The following is a 15,540-nucleotide window of genomic DNA, read 5'->3' on the forward strand; positions in this document are numbered from 1 at the left end:
CTTCTAGAACACTTACCTAACGAGGAGACACTCGCAAAAAAAGAGGTGCTAGAGGCTTATTTGCCATGGGACAAAAACATTAAGAGAGTATGTAAATAGAAAAAGGATCCAGAGTCGACAGGACTTTGGAGCCTTTTTCAATATACCTTGTTATTGGGCGCTTACAAAAGATTGGGAATCCCAATCTTTTGGTGTTTATTATCTAGAACGTTGTTTTCCAGAATTACGATTTTTCTTCTTATTGTTTGTTTTTCCTTCAATGACTGCTGAAGCAGTTGGAGTAATATCCTTTGTTTTACGAGGAGTTGCTGTCACTGTGATATTTTTGAATTCCTCTTCCACTTGTTTACGAATACGAGGTTTCAAAATGAAGTTTGTAATAGCTTGTTGAAGAATACCGAAGAGACCACCGACAACCCAGTAGAGAGTCACTCCAGCAGGAGACCCAAATGAGAACATCATGATCATAATTGGATTCATCAGAGCCATGGTTTTCATTTGTTTTTTCTGTTCTTCATCCATGCCGACTTGCATTAAGAGCGATTGGGCATAGTATAAAATACCAGCAACGACTGTCAAAATCAGGCTAGTTGAACCTAAATTAATACCAAGGAAAGTAGCTTCAGAAATTCCTGGTGTGTGGCGAGCCGCAAAGTAGATTGCAGAGAAGAATGGCATTTGAATCAGCATCGGCAAACAACCGATTCCGCCGAGCATGCTCACACCGTATTGTTTTTGAGTTGCAAAATACTCTTGTTGCGCAGCAAGTTGCTCTTCTTTAGAGCTTGCATTTTTCATGCGCTCCTGGATTGGGCCTAAAATCGGTTTGAGATAATTCATCTTCTCAGATTGGATAGCAGCTTTCCAAGATTGGTAAATTCCCAATGGGAGGATGATGAATCGAACCAATAAGGTAACGATGATAATAGCAAGACCAAATCCTAGAGCTTGATCCTCTGCAAAAAAGCGAATCAAGTTGGACATTGGTTGCCCCAACCAATCCCAAATGAAACCTGTAGGATTTCCGCTTTTATCAGTTTGTACACATCCGGATAAGAAAAGAAGAGTTGATAAGGCCATGCCTGACAACATGAGTAGACGTTTATTTTTCAATTTTTTTTGTTCCTTTGTTTTTTTTCAGTATACTCTCTATTTTACTTTTTTTGACGGAAATATACAAGTTTTATCTATAGCTAACCTGAAAATCCTTATAGTCCTCAAAATTGGCCAGGGTAACATCTAGATAGGTCACTTTGGCCATACGAGAGGGCCCTTTTCGTATTTCATGAATAAAATGGCTGAGCTTCTCAGCATTTTCTGATTGGGCGAGGATGGTTACAGTACCATCTTCGTTGTTCCAGACCCTACCAGTTATATCACCAATTTCCATAGCAAGGTTTTGGACAGACCATCGAAAACCAACTCCTTGGACAATACCAGATGCAATCATTTTTACCTTACGCATAAGTTTCTCCTTTTGACAAGACCTTTACTTTATTATATCATAGTTGGGTAATCCTGTTCACCAACTTGATGATGATTTCTTAACGGAATAAGATATAATTGGTATCAAGTGTACCTGGTATTTTATTAATAAAGTTGTTGAACAGTAAAAGAAAAGGGACAAACATGGACATCATTCGCTCAAAGACTAACAATTTGGTCAAACAAGTTAAAAAATTACAACAGAAAAAATATCGGACATCTTCTTATCTGATTGAAGGCTGGCATTTGCTGGAGGAAGCGATGGAGGCTGGAGCCAATATTGAGCATATTTTTGTGGTGGAAGAGTATTTTGAAAAGGTTGCAGGTTTAGCCAATGTGACAGTTGTCAGTTCTGAAATTATGCAAGATTTAGCTGATTCTAAGACACCTCAGGGGGTAGTAGCTCAACTTGCTTTGCCGAGCCAACTTTTACCTGAGACTTTGGATGGAAAATTTTTGGTTCTGGAAGATGTGCAGGACCCTGGAAATGTTGGGACAATGATTCGTACAGCTGATGCAGCTGGTTTTGATGGAGTATTTCTATCGGATAAGTCGGCTGATATTTATAATATGAAAGTGCTTCGTTCCATGCAGGGGAGTCACTTCCATTTGCCAGTTTATCGGATGCCAATTTCCTCCATTCTTACAGCTCTTAAAAGCAATCAGATACAAATCTTGGCAACGACCCTCTCTAGTCAGTCGGTTGACTATAAGGAAATTACGTCAAATCCGAGTTTTGCCTTGGTCATGGGAAACGAAGGTCAGGGAATTTCTGATTTAGTGGCTGATGAGGCGGATCAACTTGTTCACATCACCATGCCAGGCAAGGCTGAAAGTCTCAATGTGGCGATTGCAGCAGGAATTTTACTATTTAGCTTTATTTAAGTTAGCTTTATTTAAGCCAATTGTACTATACTGTGGTATAATAATCCAACGAGGTTCAAAGAATGGTTGCATATAAACAAGATAAAGAATACATGGACTATGTGGGGCATTTAATTGCTACACCTAAAGTTCAAAAATTGGGGAAGATTCCTCATCATTATTACTCCACACGGTTGGAACATTCCATTAACGTATCTTATACAAGCTATAAAATTGCGAAAAAGTTCGGATGGGATGCAAAATCGACCGCTCGTGGTGGTCTATTACACGATCTATTTTTCTATGACTGGCGAGATACTAAGTTTAATAAAAGTCATGCTTGGGTTCATCCACGGATTGCTAAGCGCAATGCTCAGAAACTCATTCAACTTAATAAATTAGAAGAAGATATTATTGTGAAGCATATGTTTGGTGCAACGATTTCTCCTCCTCGCTATAAAGAGTCTTGGATTGTGACTTGTGTTGATAAGTATTGGGCAGTAAGAGAATGGAGTCTGCCTATGCAACACAAGTGGAAAAAAAGCAAGGTCTTTCGTTTTCAATAAGATGATTTAAAGGAGAATATCATGAATAACGATTCATTTATTATTAATCAGGTGGATAACACCGCCCTCAACCGTTTCTTTGGCAAGATTTACGGAGTGGTTGCTATGGGAATTGGTCTATCAGCATTTGTATCATTCCTAGCTGTTACAGTCTTTCAACCATTATTACTTAGCTTGATTAGTGCAGGTTCACTCATTATGATGTTAATCATGATTGGACAACTTGCTTTGGTCGTTTGGGCTTCAACGATGGCAGCTAAAAATAGTCCAATGGCTTTACCAATGTTTCTTGCTTACTCAGTGACCAATGGTATCACCATTAGCATGATTTTGATGTTCTATACTAGCGAAACAGTTGTGCTTGCCTTTGTGTCAGCGGCTCTCATGTTTGCTATCATGGCTGTAATTGGGATGACAACGAAGAAAAACCTTTCTGGTATGGCTCAGGCATTGCGTGCAGCTCTATGGGGAATTATTATTGCAAGTTTTATTAATATCTTCCTTCGTAGCTCAGGTCTAAGCTTTATGATGTCCATCATTTCTGTTTTGGTATTCTCAGGTTTGATTGCTTATGACAACCAACGTATCCGCAATGTTTTCGAACAAACTGGTGGTAATGTTGGCCAAGGTTGGGTCGTATCCATGGCGCTTCAGCTCTATCTTGACTTCATCAACCTTTTCCTCAACTTGCTTCGTATCTTTGGTGGTTTGAATAGAGACTAATTATGACAAATAAAAAAGAGGCCTAGCCTCTTTTTTTGTATGCCTTATGCTAGAGCTCCCATTGGATCCCATGGGGCAAGGACTTGTGGTTGAGCTTGATAAGCTGCTAATTCTTCTGGTGTGAGGAATTCTTTTCGGACAACAATCTGATAAGTATACTCGTCCATCCAGCTATCTGATGCGACGAAGTATCCCTTGTCACCAACCTTGTCTCCCCAAGAGTTTTCCACTTTCCATTTGAGAGGTTGCTCATTGTCATCTAAATCAACACCAGTTAAGACCATAGCGTGGGTCATCAAACTTTCGGAGTAGTCTAATCTTCCAGCCTTGTCTTGATGGAATTGGATACCCAGACCTGAAGTGAAGTCGTAGGTGTTGGTTGCCATAATACCAGTTTGACGGTTGCTACTTTGACCGACATCGGAACCAAACCAAACGGACTCACCAGCTTTGAGTTGGGCAATAGCCAATTCTTTGAAACGGTTCATTTCTACATTGAGATATCGGACAGCAGGGGCGCCAATGACGTTCCCCAATAATTCGACTGTATAAGATTTATTGTAAGGTTTGTCAGTTGTAGGAGCATTGATAATGGAGACATAGTCAGATAGTTGTAAACCAACGTATTTCTCGTAGAATGCCTGAGGTGTGACATTTGTATCACGGTGATAGACATTGTCTTTATCTCTATATGCAAAATCAAAACTGCGGGGAGGGAGTCCAAGGTTAACGGCTAGGAAGTTAAAAATTTCTTGAAGTAAGTTTTCTTTTTGTGTTTGAACCTCTTCCGGAGATGCTCCTTTGGCAAGGAGGTCACGCAAGATTTGTGCATCTTGACGGAGCAATTTGTTAAGGTACTGATTGAGCTCACGGCTGGCACTGGATGAGACAGATTCTGGATAGACGGATTTCGGTACCACACCATATTTTTCAAATAAGGCAACAACCATATCCCATTGACCGCCATCTTGTTGAGGGGTGTCCAATAAGAATTTTACCTTACGGCTACCAATTTCTAGGTCAGCTGTAGCAATGATTTGTTCCATGAACCAGTTGGATTTTTCATATTTATCCCAAAAGAAGGTGTGGGCCTGTGATAACTCGAAATTCTCCAGTTTGAAGTCAGAGATGAGCTTGTGGCGGAAAGTATTCAATGCAGCAAACATCCAGCAACGTCCAGAAGCCTTTTGGTTTGAAACGGCGTCCGTGGTCAAATCGATTGAAAAGACATAGTCATTGTCGATGGCGCTTTGGCGTGTTTCCAAGGATTTCAAAAGTCCGTTGTGACTAACGGCATTTTCGGTTGCTTGTAAACTTGGGTTAGCTAGATAATCGGCATACAAGCGTTCTGCAAAATCAAAATCTAATGTTGACATATATTGCTCCTTTTTTAATGATATTCACATTATAGCGCTCGTAATTTAATTTGCAAGTATTTGGTGGAGTTGAAAGCTACAGTTCCTCACATATTTGTGATATAATAGGAAAAATATTTGATGAGGTAGCGACATGACAAAGACACCATTTGTTAGTAAAGAAGTTTTAGAGATAATCACAGAGCAATTTCCAACTCCATTTCATTTATATGATGAAAAAGGCATTCGTGAGAAGGCACGTGCTCTCAATGCGGCATTTGCTTGGAATAAGGGCTTTAAGGAATACTTTGCGGTCAAGGCGACACCGACACCCGCTATTTTGAAAATTTTACAAGAAGAAGGCTGTGGAGTGGACTGTGCAACGGATGTAGAAGTGCTGATGAGTGAAAAATTGGGCTTTAAAGACATCATGTTTACATCCAATGATACCCAAGCGCAAGAATTTGTCTATGCTCGAAAAGTTGGGGCGACCATTAACCTTGATGCCTATGAACACATTGAGTTTTTGAAAAATGTTGCTGGTATCCCAGAAACGGTCTGCCTCCGTTACAATCCTGGAGGAGTCTTCTCGCTGGGAACAGATATTATGGACCACCCAGAAGAGTCTAAATTTGGGATGACCAAGGAACAGTTGATGAAAGGCTATAAGGAGCTAAAAGAACTGGGTGTCAAGGAGTTTGGGATCCATGCCTTTCTGGCTTCAAATACTGTTACCAATGACTACTATCCTGTCTTAGCTCGTCAACTCTTTGAATTGGCCTTGGAAATTCGTAAGGAAACAGGTGTGACCTTGGACTTCGTCAACCTATCAGGTGGGATTGGGGTCAACTATCGTCCTGAGCAAGAACCAAACGACATTGCTGTCATTGGTGAGGGTGTTCGTAAGGTTTACGAGGAAATTCTCACGCCAGCTGGTATGGGACATGTTAAAATCTTTACAGAATTGGGTCGCTTTATGTTGGCGCCACACGGTCACTTGATTACCAAGGTGCTCCATCGTAAGGAAACCTATCGGACTTATATTGGTGTCGATGCATCAGCTGCCAACCTCATGCGTCCTGCTTTCTATGGCGCCTACCACCATATCACCAATATCACGCGCCCTGATGCCCCAATCGAAGTGGTGGATGTGGCAGGTTCCCTCTGTGAAAACAACGACAAGTTTGCAGTCAATCGCGAATTACCACGTGCAGAAGTAGGAGACACTTTGGTCATTCATGACAGTGGGGCCCACGGCTTCTCCATGGGCTACAACTACAACGGTCGTTTGCGTTCCTCTGAAATTCTTTTGCAGGAAGATGGCACAGCGCGCATGATTCGTCGTGCTGAAAGACCTGAGGATTATTTCGCAACCATTTACGGTTTTGATTTTGACAGGTAAGTCTTGGAAAAGACTAGGGAATTTGGTATAATAGGAATATTGAAAGATTGTTAAAAACAATCCATAATTATACTTTTTAGAAGAGTCAGGAGATTGACAGATGAACTTAGGTTTAGCTATTTTACTTATTGTATTGGCATTTGCAGGTGGTGTGGCCTTGGGTATTTACTTGTCACGTAGACAGGTAGAAAACTACATTGCTGATAAACCAATTTTGGATGAGAATGCTTTACGTTTGATGATGAGCCAAATGGGTCAAAAACCGAGTGAAGCAAAAGTTCAACAAGTGCTTCGCCAAATCAAGAGCCAACAAAAAGTAGCAAGCAAGAAAAAATAATCAAACTGGGACTGGGATATTCATTCCCAGATCCCATTTTTTGAGTAGGAAAAGAAAGGCTAGTCAGATTATCTGGCTATTCTCAGTATTATGGATAATCGACCAATTGGTTTTTTAGATTCAGGTGTGGGAGGATTAACGGTTGCGCGTGAATTGATGCGCCAGCTTCCCCACGAAGAAATCGTTTATATCGGGGACTCGGCACGGGCACCTTATGGACCCCGTCCAGCGGAACAAATCAGAGAATATACTTGGCAGTTGGTCAATTTTCTATTGACAAAGAATGTGAAAATGATTGTTTTTGCATGTAACACGGCGACTGCAGTAGCTTGGGAAGAAGTCAAAGAAAAATTAGATATTCCTGTTTTGGGGGTTATTTTACCAGGGACGTCGGCGGCCATTAAGGCAACAAAAGCTGGAAAAATAGGCGTCTTGGGGACTGTTATGACCATTCAGTCTGATATTTATCGAGAAAAAATTCAAACGCTATCTCCAGAGACACAGGTAGAAAGTCTGGCATGTCCAAAGTTTGTCCCTCTGGTTGAGTCTAATAGTCATCAGTCTAGCCTAGCAAAGAAAGTTGTTTATGAGACCTTGCGTCCGCTCTTAGGAAAGGTGGATACATTGGTTTTGGGCTGTACTCATTTTCCATTGTTGCGTCCGATTATTCAGAATGCGATTGGGAAAGATGTTAAACTGATTGATAGTGGGGCAGAATGTGCGCGGGATATTTCAGTTTTGTTAAATTATTTTGAAATCAACCATAGCCGCACAGAAAAGGATATTCAGCACCGTTTTTACACAACTGCTAGCCCAGCGGCCTTTAAGGAAATTGCTGAAAGCTGGATGGGCATTGATATTTATGTGGAGCACGTAGCATTATGACAGAAAAAATTTATGAATACAGAGATGAGCATAATTGGTTTATTGGTAAGTGGGAGGGTTTTAACTCGATTGCTGGTATTGGAAATGTGAGTGATGAAGAACATTTTTACCTCAATAGGCTTTTGACTCGCCTAAACCCTCCAACTGATAATGATGTTCTTTCGGGCTATGGTGTGACAATTGTAAGGAAACAATCTGATTTCCAGCTTTTTCGCTTTATAGTGGAAATCATCAAGACAGAAACAGGTCGTGACTTGCAGGTTCTCCAACACCAAGGGGCTATTCTGGTAACAGAGAATGACAAACTTCTCTTGGTTCATCTGCCCCAAGCAGGGGTTAGCATGGCAGATTTCTTCGGTCAAGACAAGGGATTGGCAAGCGTGGGAGATACCATCTTGATCGCTACAAAAAATGAAGGCAAGACCAAGGAATTTCGCAAGTTTTTTGAGCGATTTGGCTATCAGGTCGAGAACCTCAACAACTATCCAGATCTTCCAGATGTAGCAGAAACAGGTATGACTTTTGAGGAAAATGCACGCTTGAAGGCTGAAACCATAGCAGAGCTGACAGGCAAGATGGTCTTGGCAGATGATTCAGGTCTGAAAGTTGATGCTTTAGGTGGCTTGCCAGGAGTTTGGTCTGCCCGTTTTTCAGGACCAGAAGCAACGGATGAACGCAATAATTCTAAATTGTTGCACGAGTTGGCGATGGTATTTGAAATAAAAGATCGTTCTGCACAATTCCATTGTACCCTAGTTATGGCTGCTCCAAATCGTGAGAGTTTGGTTGTTGAAGCTGACTGGGATGGATATATCGGAATGGAGCGACGCGGTGAAAATGGGTTTGGCTATGATCCACTCTTTCTTGTCGGTGAGACAGGTAAGACTGCGGCAGAATTGAGCTTAGAAGAAAAAAATCAAATTTCTCATCGTGCGCAAGCATTAGAAAAATTAGTGGAGGCATTTCCTGTATGGCAGGAGCAAGCAAAACAATCTTAGTCATGAGTGATTCTCATGGGGATAGACAGATCGTTGAAGAAATTAAAAACCGTTATTTTGGTAAGGTCGATGCAATCTTTCATAACGGAGATTCTGAACTAGATAGTCAAGATAGTATTTGGGATGGAGTTTACGTTGTCAACGGGAATTGTGACTACTTTGGTGGTTACCCAGACCAATTGGTTACCAATTTGGACGATGTGACCATTGCACAGACTCATGGTCATCTTTATGGCATTAATTACGGCTGGCAACGGTTGGATTATTGGGCACAGGAAGTTGATGCGGATATTTGTTTGTATGGGCATCTGCATGTACCTGATGCTGAAGTTCGAGGCAAGACGCTCTTTCTCAATCCTGGCTCCGTTAGCCAACCACGTGGTCTGGTTAAAGAATGTCTCTATGCCCTTGTAACCATCTCTGATGATTATTTTCATATTGATTATTATAACCGACAGCACCAACTCTACCCAGCATTGACAAAGGATATTTCAAGATGATTGCACGTGAATTTGAAGCCTTCTTGTTAGAACAGGAAGAAACCTTCCTTACTCCTGCTGAAAAATTGGCAGTTTTGGTGGAGAGTCACAATATTGACCATGCAAAACTGTTGCTTAGCCACACAACCTACTCGCGTGTACCTGTAGTGACAGAAGATGGAAACTATTTTGGAACAATTGGTTTAACTGAAATTATCAAATACCAGTCAGATAATGAACTGACCGATGATGAATTAAATGTAGATATCTCCCTCATTGCAAAAACGGATGAAGAAACCGTTGGCCTAGATTATGACTTAACGGAAGTAATGCGAAAATTGGTAGATCAATCTTTCTTACCCGTCCTTGGAGAAAACGGGAAATTCGTAGGTATCATTACTCGAAAATCTATTTTAAAAGCAATCAATGCACTTCTACATAATTTTCCACTCGCTTCAAAAGAAGGAAAAAAATGAAACAAGCGATTGAATCCTTTATCAAAAGCAAAAATATCAGCCTAAATAGTCAAAAATCCTATACCTATGATTTACAGCAATTTTTGACAGTGACTAAGGGAGAGATTTCCCAGCAGTCCCTACTGATCTATCAACAGTTTCTCTTGGACCTGAAACCTGCTGCTCAGAAAAGAAAAGTATCAACTATCAATCAATTTCTCTATTTCCTTTATGAAAGTGGGCACATGGATCGTTTCTATAAACTGCAGGCAATGGCAAGCTCTGGTCGTGTCAAAAAGCGGATGGAACGTGAAGATTTATCGTTGCTTTTTCGGGAATCACCATTTCTTGATGGGCAGCTCATTACACTTTTGATTGCATTGCTAGGACTTACGCCTAGTGAAATAGCAGAGCTAAAGAGTGAGCAGATTAACCTAAACTTTCAAGTTATGACAGTTGAGAAGGGAGCTACCAAACGGGTTCTTAGTTTGCCAAAGGAACTTCTTTCCTATTTAGAAAACCATCTAACTGGAAAATATGTATTCGATAAGAAAGGGTATCCATACTCTCGTCAATGGTTCTTTAATCGGATGAGTGAATATCTATTATCTATAGGAAAATCCGATTGGACTGCCCAAAAATTGCGAGAACAATTTATTCTACAACAGATAGATGAAGGAAAATCTTTGGACCAAATCGCCAAGGAGTTAGGACTGAAAACAAGCGTGAGTTTGGATAAATTTAGATAATGGATATTAAATTAAAAGATTTTGAAGGACCCTTAGATCTCTTACTCCACTTGGTATCCAAGTATCAGGTAGATATTTACGAGGTTCCAATTACGGAAGTTATTGAGCAATATTTAGCCTACATTGCGACCTTACAGGCCATGCGATTAGAAGTAGCGGGAGAATATATGCTAATGGCTAGCCAATTGATGGTGATAAAAAGCCGTCGTTTATTGCCAAAGGTCGTTGAACAGATAGATCCTGAAGATGATCCGGAAATGGATCTCTTGGATCAATTAGAAGAATACCGGAAATTTAAGCTTCTCAGTGAAAAAATGGGGGAGCAACATAATGAACGGGCACATTATTTTTCAAAACCAAAGCTAGATTTAGTCTGTGAGGATGTCCAACTAGCGCAAGATAAAACGGTGATTGATATTTTCCTAGCATTTTCAAAAGTAATGGCAGAAAAACAAGCCAGTTTGCGCCAGTCTCATGCAACAATTGCACGGGATGAATACAAAATTGAAGATATGATGGACTTTGTACGTAATCGTTTCCAGAGTCATCCACGCATCGAACTTAGTCAGCTGTTTCTGGAAAGTCAGGATATTAACGAAGTGATTACGATGTTTCTCGCAACCCTGGAATTGGTCAAGGTTCATGAAATTGTATTGGAACAGGCTGAAATATTTGGGGATATTTATTTAGTAAGGAGAGAAAATGAATCGCTTAGCTGAAATCGAAGTCCTGCTCTTTGTGGCTGGAGAAGAAGGGTTGACCTTACGCAATCTTGCAGAGATGTTGGAATTACAACCAACAGCGGTTAATCAGCAATTAGAGAAACTCAGTGAAAAATACCAAGCGGATCCCGATTCAGGCTTAGCTCTCTTGGAATCATCTAACCGATTTAAATTGGTTACCAAAAAAGAATATGCTGAGCTTCTAAGAATCTATGCCAAAACACCGATCAATCAGACTATGTCGCGAGCACTTTTAGAAACATTGTCTATTGTTGCCTATAAGCAGCCGATTACACGGATAGAAGTTGATGATATTCGAGGGGTTAATTCGAGCGGTGCGATTAGTAAATTACAAGCCTTTGATTTGATTCGTGAGAACGGTAAGAAGGAAGTGCTTGGAAGACCCAATCTTTATGTAACAACGGATTATTTCCTTGATTACATGGGAATAAACAGCTTAGAAGAATTGCCAGATGTATCTGATTTGGAAATTGTCCAAGAGGAGACTGAGTTGTTCTTAGAAAGAAATGAGTTAGAAAATGAGAATTAATAAATACATTGCCCATGCTGGTGTAGCCAGTCGTCGAAAGGCGGAAGAACTGATTAAGCAAGGGCTAGTTACTGTCAATGGTCAGGTGGTTCGAGAGCTAGGGACCCTTATCAAGTCAGGTGATAAGGTTGAAGTGGAAGGACAGCCAATTTATAATGAAGAAAAGGTTTATTACTTACTAAATAAACCACGTGGTGTTATTTCTAGTGTATCTGATGACAAGGGCCGTAAGACTGTCATAGACTTACTGCCTATGGTCAAGGAACGCATCTATCCTGTTGGTCGGCTAGACTGGGATACGTCTGGGGTCTTGATATTGACCAACGATGGGGACTTTACCGATGAAATGATTCACCCACGAAATGAGATTGATAAGGTATATTTGGCGCGTGTGAAAGGCATCGCCAATAAGGAAGTCTTACGTCCCTTGACTCGTGGTGTGGTCATCGACGGTAAGAAAACCAAGCCAGCTGTCTATGAAATCATTAAGGTGGATCCTGTCAAAAACCGTTCTGTAGTTGAGTTGACAATTCATGAAGGACGCAATCATCAAGTGAAGAAGATGTTTGAAGCTGTGGGCTTGCAGGTGGATAAACTATCTCGAACCCGTTTTGGCAATCTGGATTTGACTGGCTTACGTCCTGGGGAATATCGCAAGCTGAATAAGAAAGATATTAGTAAGCTCCACACACTGGCTGTTACTAAGACTGTTAAAAAATAATGGTCAGGCTCTTCATCGGCTTGGTTCGGCTTTATCAAACATTCATTTCTCCCCTTTTTCCCCCATCTTGTCGCTATCAGCCGACCTGTTCAAATTACATGATTGAAGCTTTGAATAAACATGGACTCAAGGGCTTATTAATGGGACTAGCTCGAATTGGTCGCTGTCATCCCTTTGTAGAAGGCGGCGATGATCCAGTTCCAGATACGTTTAGTTTACGAAGAAACAAGCATATGTAGGTTATTTGCTTGTTTTTTTCAGGCTTCACGGTCTTTTGTAAAAGACGAATGTTTTTTCAGAAAATATTGCATAATTATTCTTTTTCATGTTGTACTATTCAAAATAAAAAAGTGAGGTAGAGATATGAAAAGGATGAAAAAACTGACTTTGGCTGGAATTAGCTTTTTGTCAATCGAAAGAAAAAACAAATGAAGTGGCTTTGGCTTTTGATTCAGATTGTTTTTCATTGGTATGAGGTCTACCACAGAATAAAACGCATAAAATCGATTTCTTTTACAAGAGTATTGATCTTATGCGTTTTTCTGTTTTTTATACTGGTTGTTCTGTTGAAATACTATTTTTAAGGGGTTTTCAAGATTGTAGAGGTAATCTGTCTGAGTACCTAGGATTCTGAGAATGTTTACTCGCTGTCCTCCTTTATGATTAGGATATCAAGTGTCACTTACTAGTTATCATTCTCACAGAATTTCATAGTTCATCACTGCATACACACCCGAGCAGGGGATGTATAGATTTGCAACTTTCACATTTTCTCCCAAATTTTCTGCGAAAAATTGAAAAAAATTGGGCAAAACGCTTGATTTTCACAGCTAATTGAGCTACAATAATATCACGATTTCATTTATTTACCTCAAACCTGTTGTGAGTTAAGTGAATGAATCATCATTCACCATGCTGTTTGCTGAGCTTGACTCCGGGCAGTGTGGCTATTTTTTTGTCTTCTTTCAATATTGAAAAGAATAGACTGAATTGTTTTTTATTGAAGTCAACCAATCGTTGTCAAGTTAGAGAGGCTATCATGAATATAGAAGAATTAGATTATATTGAAGAAACTGCAAAAAATCATGTGGTTTTGTTTGAACCACAGATTCCACAAAATACAGGAAATATTGCTCGGACTTGTGCTGCGACAAACAGTCCATTACATATCATAAAACCGATGGGTTTTCCAATTGATGATCGTAAAATGAAGCGAGCAGGGTTGGATTATTGGGATAAATTAGATGTTCGCTTTTATGATAATCTGGAAGAATTTATGCGGTATGCCAGTCAACAGGGAGTAGTGCACCTGGTGTCAAAATTTGCAGATAAAACATACTCAGCTGAACAGTATGATGATGGAAAAATCCATTATTTTCTTTTTGGTAGAGAAGACAAGGGGTTACCTGAGGAGTTTATGCGAAAACATCCAGATAAAGCAATTCGCATACCGATGAATGATGAACATGTGCGGAGTCTGAACGTTTCGAATACGGTATGTATGATTGTTTATGAAGCACTGCGTCAACAAAAATTTGTTGGTCTTGAGTTGCTCCATACCTATGAACAAGATAAATTGAAATCATAAAGAAATCATAATATTAAATAATACATCTTAATGTCTTGCATTTGCAAGGCTTTTTTGGTATGATGATAGAGTCTTCAGGGCAGGGTGTGATTCCCGACCGGCAGTGAAAAACGTGGCTATTTTGTTTTAAGACTAGACAGCGAATCGAAGGCCATACTGAATGTATGTCAAGATGAGCTAACACAGTATTAGAACAAAATAGACCGTTGGTAGTCTGCGAGCGAAAGCTGATGTGGTGCAATTCCACAACCGACAGTATAGTCTGGATGGGAGAAGACGAAGTGCACGGTTTTTAGCCTGCTCTTTTGGACTTCTTCAATTTTCAATAATTGGAGGAACCTTTATGACAAACACACGCAAAATGACGATTATCGCCATTCTTTCAGCAGTATCTTTTCTGCTCATGTACTTGAAATTTCCCCTTATTCCAACGGCGAATTTCTTAGAGGTGGATTTTTCACTAGTACCAATCTTATTTGGTCTGTTAATTTTAGATACCAAGGCTAGTTTTGCTATCCTTTTGGTTCGAACCTTGCTCAAACTGATTTTAAACAATCAGGGGCCATCAACCATTATTGGTTTACCGATGAATATCGCTGCCATGTCAATCTTTATTTTAGCGGTGGCATATTTCTGGAAAAAGGATCAGACTATTAAAAATTACATCAAAACAGCAATCGTTGCAACCATTGGTTCGACCTTAGTCATGTTGTTATTGAACTATGTTTATGCAGTGCCAGTCTATGCTGCATTTGCAAACTTTGATATTAAAGAAATTTTAGGCTTGTGGAATTACCTATTGATGATGGTATTACCATTTAATCTGTTACAAGGGATTGTCCTATCAGCAGTATTTTATATTTGCCAAAAAGCTGCTCAGCCAATTTTAAAGAAAGTTTAACCTTTTTAAGGTAAACTATATGTATGAAGAATAAACAAATCCATTTACGAAACGCATCCTTTTTTGCCCTAGCATTTGTTATCTTAGGCTATACGGTAAAATTTTTCCAGACATCTTTAGCGGGGTTTGATTCAACCATTCAAACAGCCATTCGTGGCAATCTATCGAGTGGAGCAACCCAGTTTTGGACGTCTATTACCATTTTAGGAAATACAGTAATTATTTTAGCCATTACCTTGCTTGTGGCGGCATTCTTTTATTTCTATAAGAAGTGGAAGATTGAAGCGTATTTTTTACTTGCTAGCTTTGCAGCGATGGGGGTAGCATCAACAGCCCTGAAATATGTCTACCAACGTCCTCGCCCGAGCATCCAATGGTTAATTGATACAATTGGCTATTCGTTTCCAAGTTGGCACACAGCGTCAACCATGATGATTGCAGGAGCAATTGTCATCGTGCTACAACAACGTATGAAAAAGGGATTGGCGCGAACTGCTGTGCAAGCCCTTCTTGTTTTCATTTCAATATTGGTTGCCATATCTCGTATCTATATTGGGGTACACTACCCAACCGATATTATCGGAGGTTGGTTACTGGCTATCACACTTTTACAAGCCATGTACCCATTTTATGATCAGAAACGGTTTGAATGGCGATTCCAAAGCAAGCAGAAATAACAAAATGAGGCTGGGCAAAAACTAGCTTCTCACAATAAAAAAACGAGCAGTTCCAATTAGGAGTTGCTCGTTTTCCACTTCAT

20 protein-coding genes and 1 riboswitch are annotated in these 15,540 nt (G+C 40.0%); of the genes, 17 read left to right on the top strand and 3 right to left on the bottom strand.

Features of this window, described 5'->3' with window-relative positions; all coding sequences use genetic code 11:
- Positions 1 to 198 precede the first annotated feature (198 nt).
- Both yidC and ACPC58_RS10470 read right to left on the bottom strand, forming a co-directional pair.
- Positions 199 to 1,113 (bottom strand): membrane protein insertase YidC, encoded by a 915-nt coding sequence (gene yidC / locus ACPC58_RS10465; protein ID WP_217374738.1) that lies wholly within the window; start codon positions 1,111 to 1,113, stop codon positions 199 to 201.
- A 70-nt stretch (positions 1,114 to 1,183) separates the two neighbouring features.
- Positions 1,184 to 1,465, bottom strand: coding sequence for an acylphosphatase (locus ACPC58_RS10470; RefSeq protein ID WP_434065957.1), 282 nt, complete (start codon positions 1,463 to 1,465; stop codon positions 1,184 to 1,186).
- A 164-nt stretch (positions 1,466 to 1,629) separates the two neighbouring features.
- On the opposite strand from ACPC58_RS10470, the gene ACPC58_RS10475 reads away from it, so the two are divergent.
- From ACPC58_RS10475 to ACPC58_RS10485, 3 genes are all read left to right on the top strand, one after another.
- Positions 1,630 to 2,370, top strand: a complete 741-nt coding sequence (locus ACPC58_RS10475) for a TrmH family RNA methyltransferase (RefSeq protein WP_274504616.1) — start codon at positions 1,630 to 1,632, stop codon at positions 2,368 to 2,370.
- A gap of 62 nt (positions 2,371 to 2,432) precedes the next feature.
- Positions 2,433 to 2,915, top strand: a complete 483-nt coding sequence (locus ACPC58_RS10480; protein WP_171988918.1) for an HD domain-containing protein — start codon at positions 2,433 to 2,435, stop codon at positions 2,913 to 2,915.
- 21 nt (positions 2,916 to 2,936) lie between these two features.
- The gene (locus ACPC58_RS10485; RefSeq protein WP_434065958.1) at positions 2,937 to 3,638 is read left to right on the top strand and encodes a Bax inhibitor-1/YccA family protein; all 702 of its coding nucleotides are present in this window, start codon (positions 2,937 to 2,939) and stop codon (positions 3,636 to 3,638) included.
- Positions 3,639 to 3,682: 44 nt separating this feature from the next.
- Here the strand turns inward: ACPC58_RS10485 and pepC are convergent, their stop codons facing one another.
- Positions 3,683 to 5,014 carry an aminopeptidase C gene (gene pepC, locus ACPC58_RS10490; protein ID WP_312950302.1) on the bottom strand — a complete coding sequence of 444 codons (1,332 nt, stop codon included), beginning with the start codon at positions 5,012 to 5,014 and terminating at the stop codon, positions 3,683 to 3,685.
- Between the two features lie 133 nt (positions 5,015 to 5,147).
- Between pepC and ACPC58_RS10495 the strand changes: the two genes are divergently transcribed.
- The 14 genes from ACPC58_RS10495 to ACPC58_RS10560 all read left to right on the top strand — a co-directional run bounded on the left by ACPC58_RS10495 (position 5,148) and on the right by ACPC58_RS10560 (position 15,457).
- Positions 5,148 to 6,395, top strand: a complete 1,248-nt coding sequence (locus ACPC58_RS10495) for a diaminopimelate decarboxylase (RefSeq protein ID WP_434065959.1) — start codon at positions 5,148 to 5,150, stop codon at positions 6,393 to 6,395.
- 100 nt (positions 6,396 to 6,495) lie between these two features.
- A complete protein-coding gene (locus tag ACPC58_RS10500) occupies positions 6,496 to 6,732 on the top strand; it encodes a YneF family protein (RefSeq protein ID WP_012027622.1) in 237 nt (78 codons plus the stop codon).
- 90 nt (positions 6,733 to 6,822) lie between these two features.
- Positions 6,823 to 7,617 (top strand): glutamate racemase, encoded by a 795-nt coding sequence (gene racE, locus ACPC58_RS10505; RefSeq protein ID WP_434065960.1) that lies wholly within the window; start codon positions 6,823 to 6,825, stop codon positions 7,615 to 7,617.
- Entirely contained in the window at positions 7,614 to 8,615 is a 1,002-nt protein-coding gene (locus ACPC58_RS10510) for a nucleoside-triphosphate diphosphatase (protein WP_277836813.1), read from the top strand. The genes racE and ACPC58_RS10510 overlap by 4 nt, the downstream gene beginning before the upstream one ends.
- Entirely contained in the window at positions 8,588 to 9,115 is a 528-nt protein-coding gene (locus ACPC58_RS10515) for a metallophosphoesterase (protein WP_217374746.1), read from the top strand. The genes ACPC58_RS10510 and ACPC58_RS10515 overlap by 28 nt, the downstream gene beginning before the upstream one ends.
- Complete coding sequence (cbpB, locus tag ACPC58_RS10520; protein WP_277843174.1) at positions 9,112 to 9,570, top strand: cyclic-di-AMP-binding protein CbpB; 459 nt, start codon at positions 9,112 to 9,114, stop codon at positions 9,568 to 9,570. Before ACPC58_RS10515 ends, cbpB begins: the two co-directional genes overlap by 4 nt.
- On the top strand, positions 9,567 to 10,298 hold the full coding sequence (xerD, locus tag ACPC58_RS10525) for a site-specific tyrosine recombinase XerD (RefSeq protein WP_434065961.1): 732 nt from the start codon (positions 9,567 to 9,569) through the stop codon (positions 10,296 to 10,298). Before cbpB ends, xerD begins: the two co-directional genes overlap by 4 nt.
- The gene (locus tag ACPC58_RS10530; protein ID WP_217374749.1) at positions 10,298 to 11,017 is read left to right on the top strand and encodes a segregation/condensation protein A; all 720 of its coding nucleotides are present in this window, start codon (positions 10,298 to 10,300) and stop codon (positions 11,015 to 11,017) included. Before xerD ends, ACPC58_RS10530 begins: the two co-directional genes overlap by 1 nt.
- Positions 11,001 to 11,570, top strand: coding sequence for an SMC-Scp complex subunit ScpB (gene scpB / locus ACPC58_RS10535; protein WP_171988909.1), 570 nt, complete (start codon positions 11,001 to 11,003; stop codon positions 11,568 to 11,570). Before ACPC58_RS10530 ends, scpB begins: the two co-directional genes overlap by 17 nt.
- Positions 11,560 to 12,291 (top strand): pseudouridine synthase, encoded by a 732-nt coding sequence (locus ACPC58_RS10540; protein ID WP_024391162.1) that lies wholly within the window; start codon positions 11,560 to 11,562, stop codon positions 12,289 to 12,291. Before scpB ends, ACPC58_RS10540 begins: the two co-directional genes overlap by 11 nt.
- Positions 12,291 to 12,530: a membrane protein insertion efficiency factor YidD gene (yidD, locus tag ACPC58_RS10545; protein ID WP_217374751.1), complete on the top strand. Its 240-nt coding sequence runs from the start codon at positions 12,291 to 12,293 to the stop codon at positions 12,528 to 12,530. The genes ACPC58_RS10540 and yidD overlap by 1 nt, the downstream gene beginning before the upstream one ends.
- Positions 12,531 to 13,330: 800 nt before the next feature.
- Complete coding sequence (locus ACPC58_RS10550; protein ID WP_130554740.1) at positions 13,331 to 13,879, top strand: tRNA (cytidine(34)-2'-O)-methyltransferase; 549 nt, start codon at positions 13,331 to 13,333, stop codon at positions 13,877 to 13,879.
- A 66-nt stretch (positions 13,880 to 13,945) separates the two neighbouring features.
- A riboswitch (FMN riboswitch) is annotated at positions 13,946 to 14,161 on the top strand.
- A gap of 61 nt (positions 14,162 to 14,222) precedes the next feature.
- Positions 14,223 to 14,780 carry an ECF transporter S component gene (locus tag ACPC58_RS10555; RefSeq protein WP_130554739.1) on the top strand — a complete coding sequence of 186 codons (558 nt, stop codon included), beginning with the start codon at positions 14,223 to 14,225 and terminating at the stop codon, positions 14,778 to 14,780.
- 23 nt (positions 14,781 to 14,803) lie between these two features.
- Complete coding sequence (locus ACPC58_RS10560; RefSeq protein ID WP_434065962.1) at positions 14,804 to 15,457, top strand: phosphatase PAP2 family protein; 654 nt, start codon at positions 14,804 to 14,806, stop codon at positions 15,455 to 15,457.
- Positions 15,458 to 15,540: the final 83 nt, after the last annotated feature.

The sequence above is a fragment of the Streptococcus sp. VTCC 12905 genome, assembly GCF_049893385.1.
GTDB lineage: Bacteria > Bacillota > Bacilli > Lactobacillales > Streptococcaceae > Streptococcus > Streptococcus suis_AA.

Coding starts and splice junctions, on each gene's coding strand:
- ACPC58_RS10470 (WP_434065957.1), bottom strand. CDS start 1,465: ATGCGTAAGGTAAAAATGATTGCATCTGGTATTGTCCAAGGAGTTGGT.
- ACPC58_RS10475 (WP_274504616.1), top strand. CDS start 1,630: ATGGACATCATTCGCTCAAAGACTAACAATTTGGTCAAACAAGTTAAA.
- ACPC58_RS10480 (WP_171988918.1), top strand. CDS start 2,433: ATGGTTGCATATAAACAAGATAAAGAATACATGGACTATGTGGGGCAT.
- ACPC58_RS10485 (WP_434065958.1), top strand. CDS start 2,937: ATGAATAACGATTCATTTATTATTAATCAGGTGGATAACACCGCCCTC.
- pepC (WP_312950302.1), bottom strand. CDS start 5,014: ATGTCAACATTAGATTTTGATTTTGCAGAACGCTTGTATGCCGATTAT.
- ACPC58_RS10495 (WP_434065959.1), top strand. CDS start 5,148: ATGACAAAGACACCATTTGTTAGTAAAGAAGTTTTAGAGATAATCACA.
- ACPC58_RS10500 (WP_012027622.1), top strand. CDS start 6,496: ATGAACTTAGGTTTAGCTATTTTACTTATTGTATTGGCATTTGCAGGT.
- racE (WP_434065960.1), top strand. CDS start 6,823: ATGGATAATCGACCAATTGGTTTTTTAGATTCAGGTGTGGGAGGATTA.
- ACPC58_RS10510 (WP_277836813.1), top strand. CDS start 7,614: ATGACAGAAAAAATTTATGAATACAGAGATGAGCATAATTGGTTTATT.
- ACPC58_RS10515 (WP_217374746.1), top strand. CDS start 8,588: ATGGCAGGAGCAAGCAAAACAATCTTAGTCATGAGTGATTCTCATGGG.
- cbpB (WP_277843174.1), top strand. CDS start 9,112: ATGATTGCACGTGAATTTGAAGCCTTCTTGTTAGAACAGGAAGAAACC.
- xerD (WP_434065961.1), top strand. CDS start 9,567: ATGAAACAAGCGATTGAATCCTTTATCAAAAGCAAAAATATCAGCCTA.
- ACPC58_RS10530 (WP_217374749.1), top strand. CDS start 10,298: ATGGATATTAAATTAAAAGATTTTGAAGGACCCTTAGATCTCTTACTC.
- scpB (WP_171988909.1), top strand. CDS start 11,001: ATGAATCGCTTAGCTGAAATCGAAGTCCTGCTCTTTGTGGCTGGAGAA.
- ACPC58_RS10540 (WP_024391162.1), top strand. CDS start 11,560: ATGAGAATTAATAAATACATTGCCCATGCTGGTGTAGCCAGTCGTCGA.
- yidD (WP_217374751.1), top strand. CDS start 12,291: ATGGTCAGGCTCTTCATCGGCTTGGTTCGGCTTTATCAAACATTCATT.
- ACPC58_RS10550 (WP_130554740.1), top strand. CDS start 13,331: ATGAATATAGAAGAATTAGATTATATTGAAGAAACTGCAAAAAATCAT.
- ACPC58_RS10555 (WP_130554739.1), top strand. CDS start 14,223: ATGACAAACACACGCAAAATGACGATTATCGCCATTCTTTCAGCAGTA.
- ACPC58_RS10560 (WP_434065962.1), top strand. CDS start 14,804: ATGAAGAATAAACAAATCCATTTACGAAACGCATCCTTTTTTGCCCTA.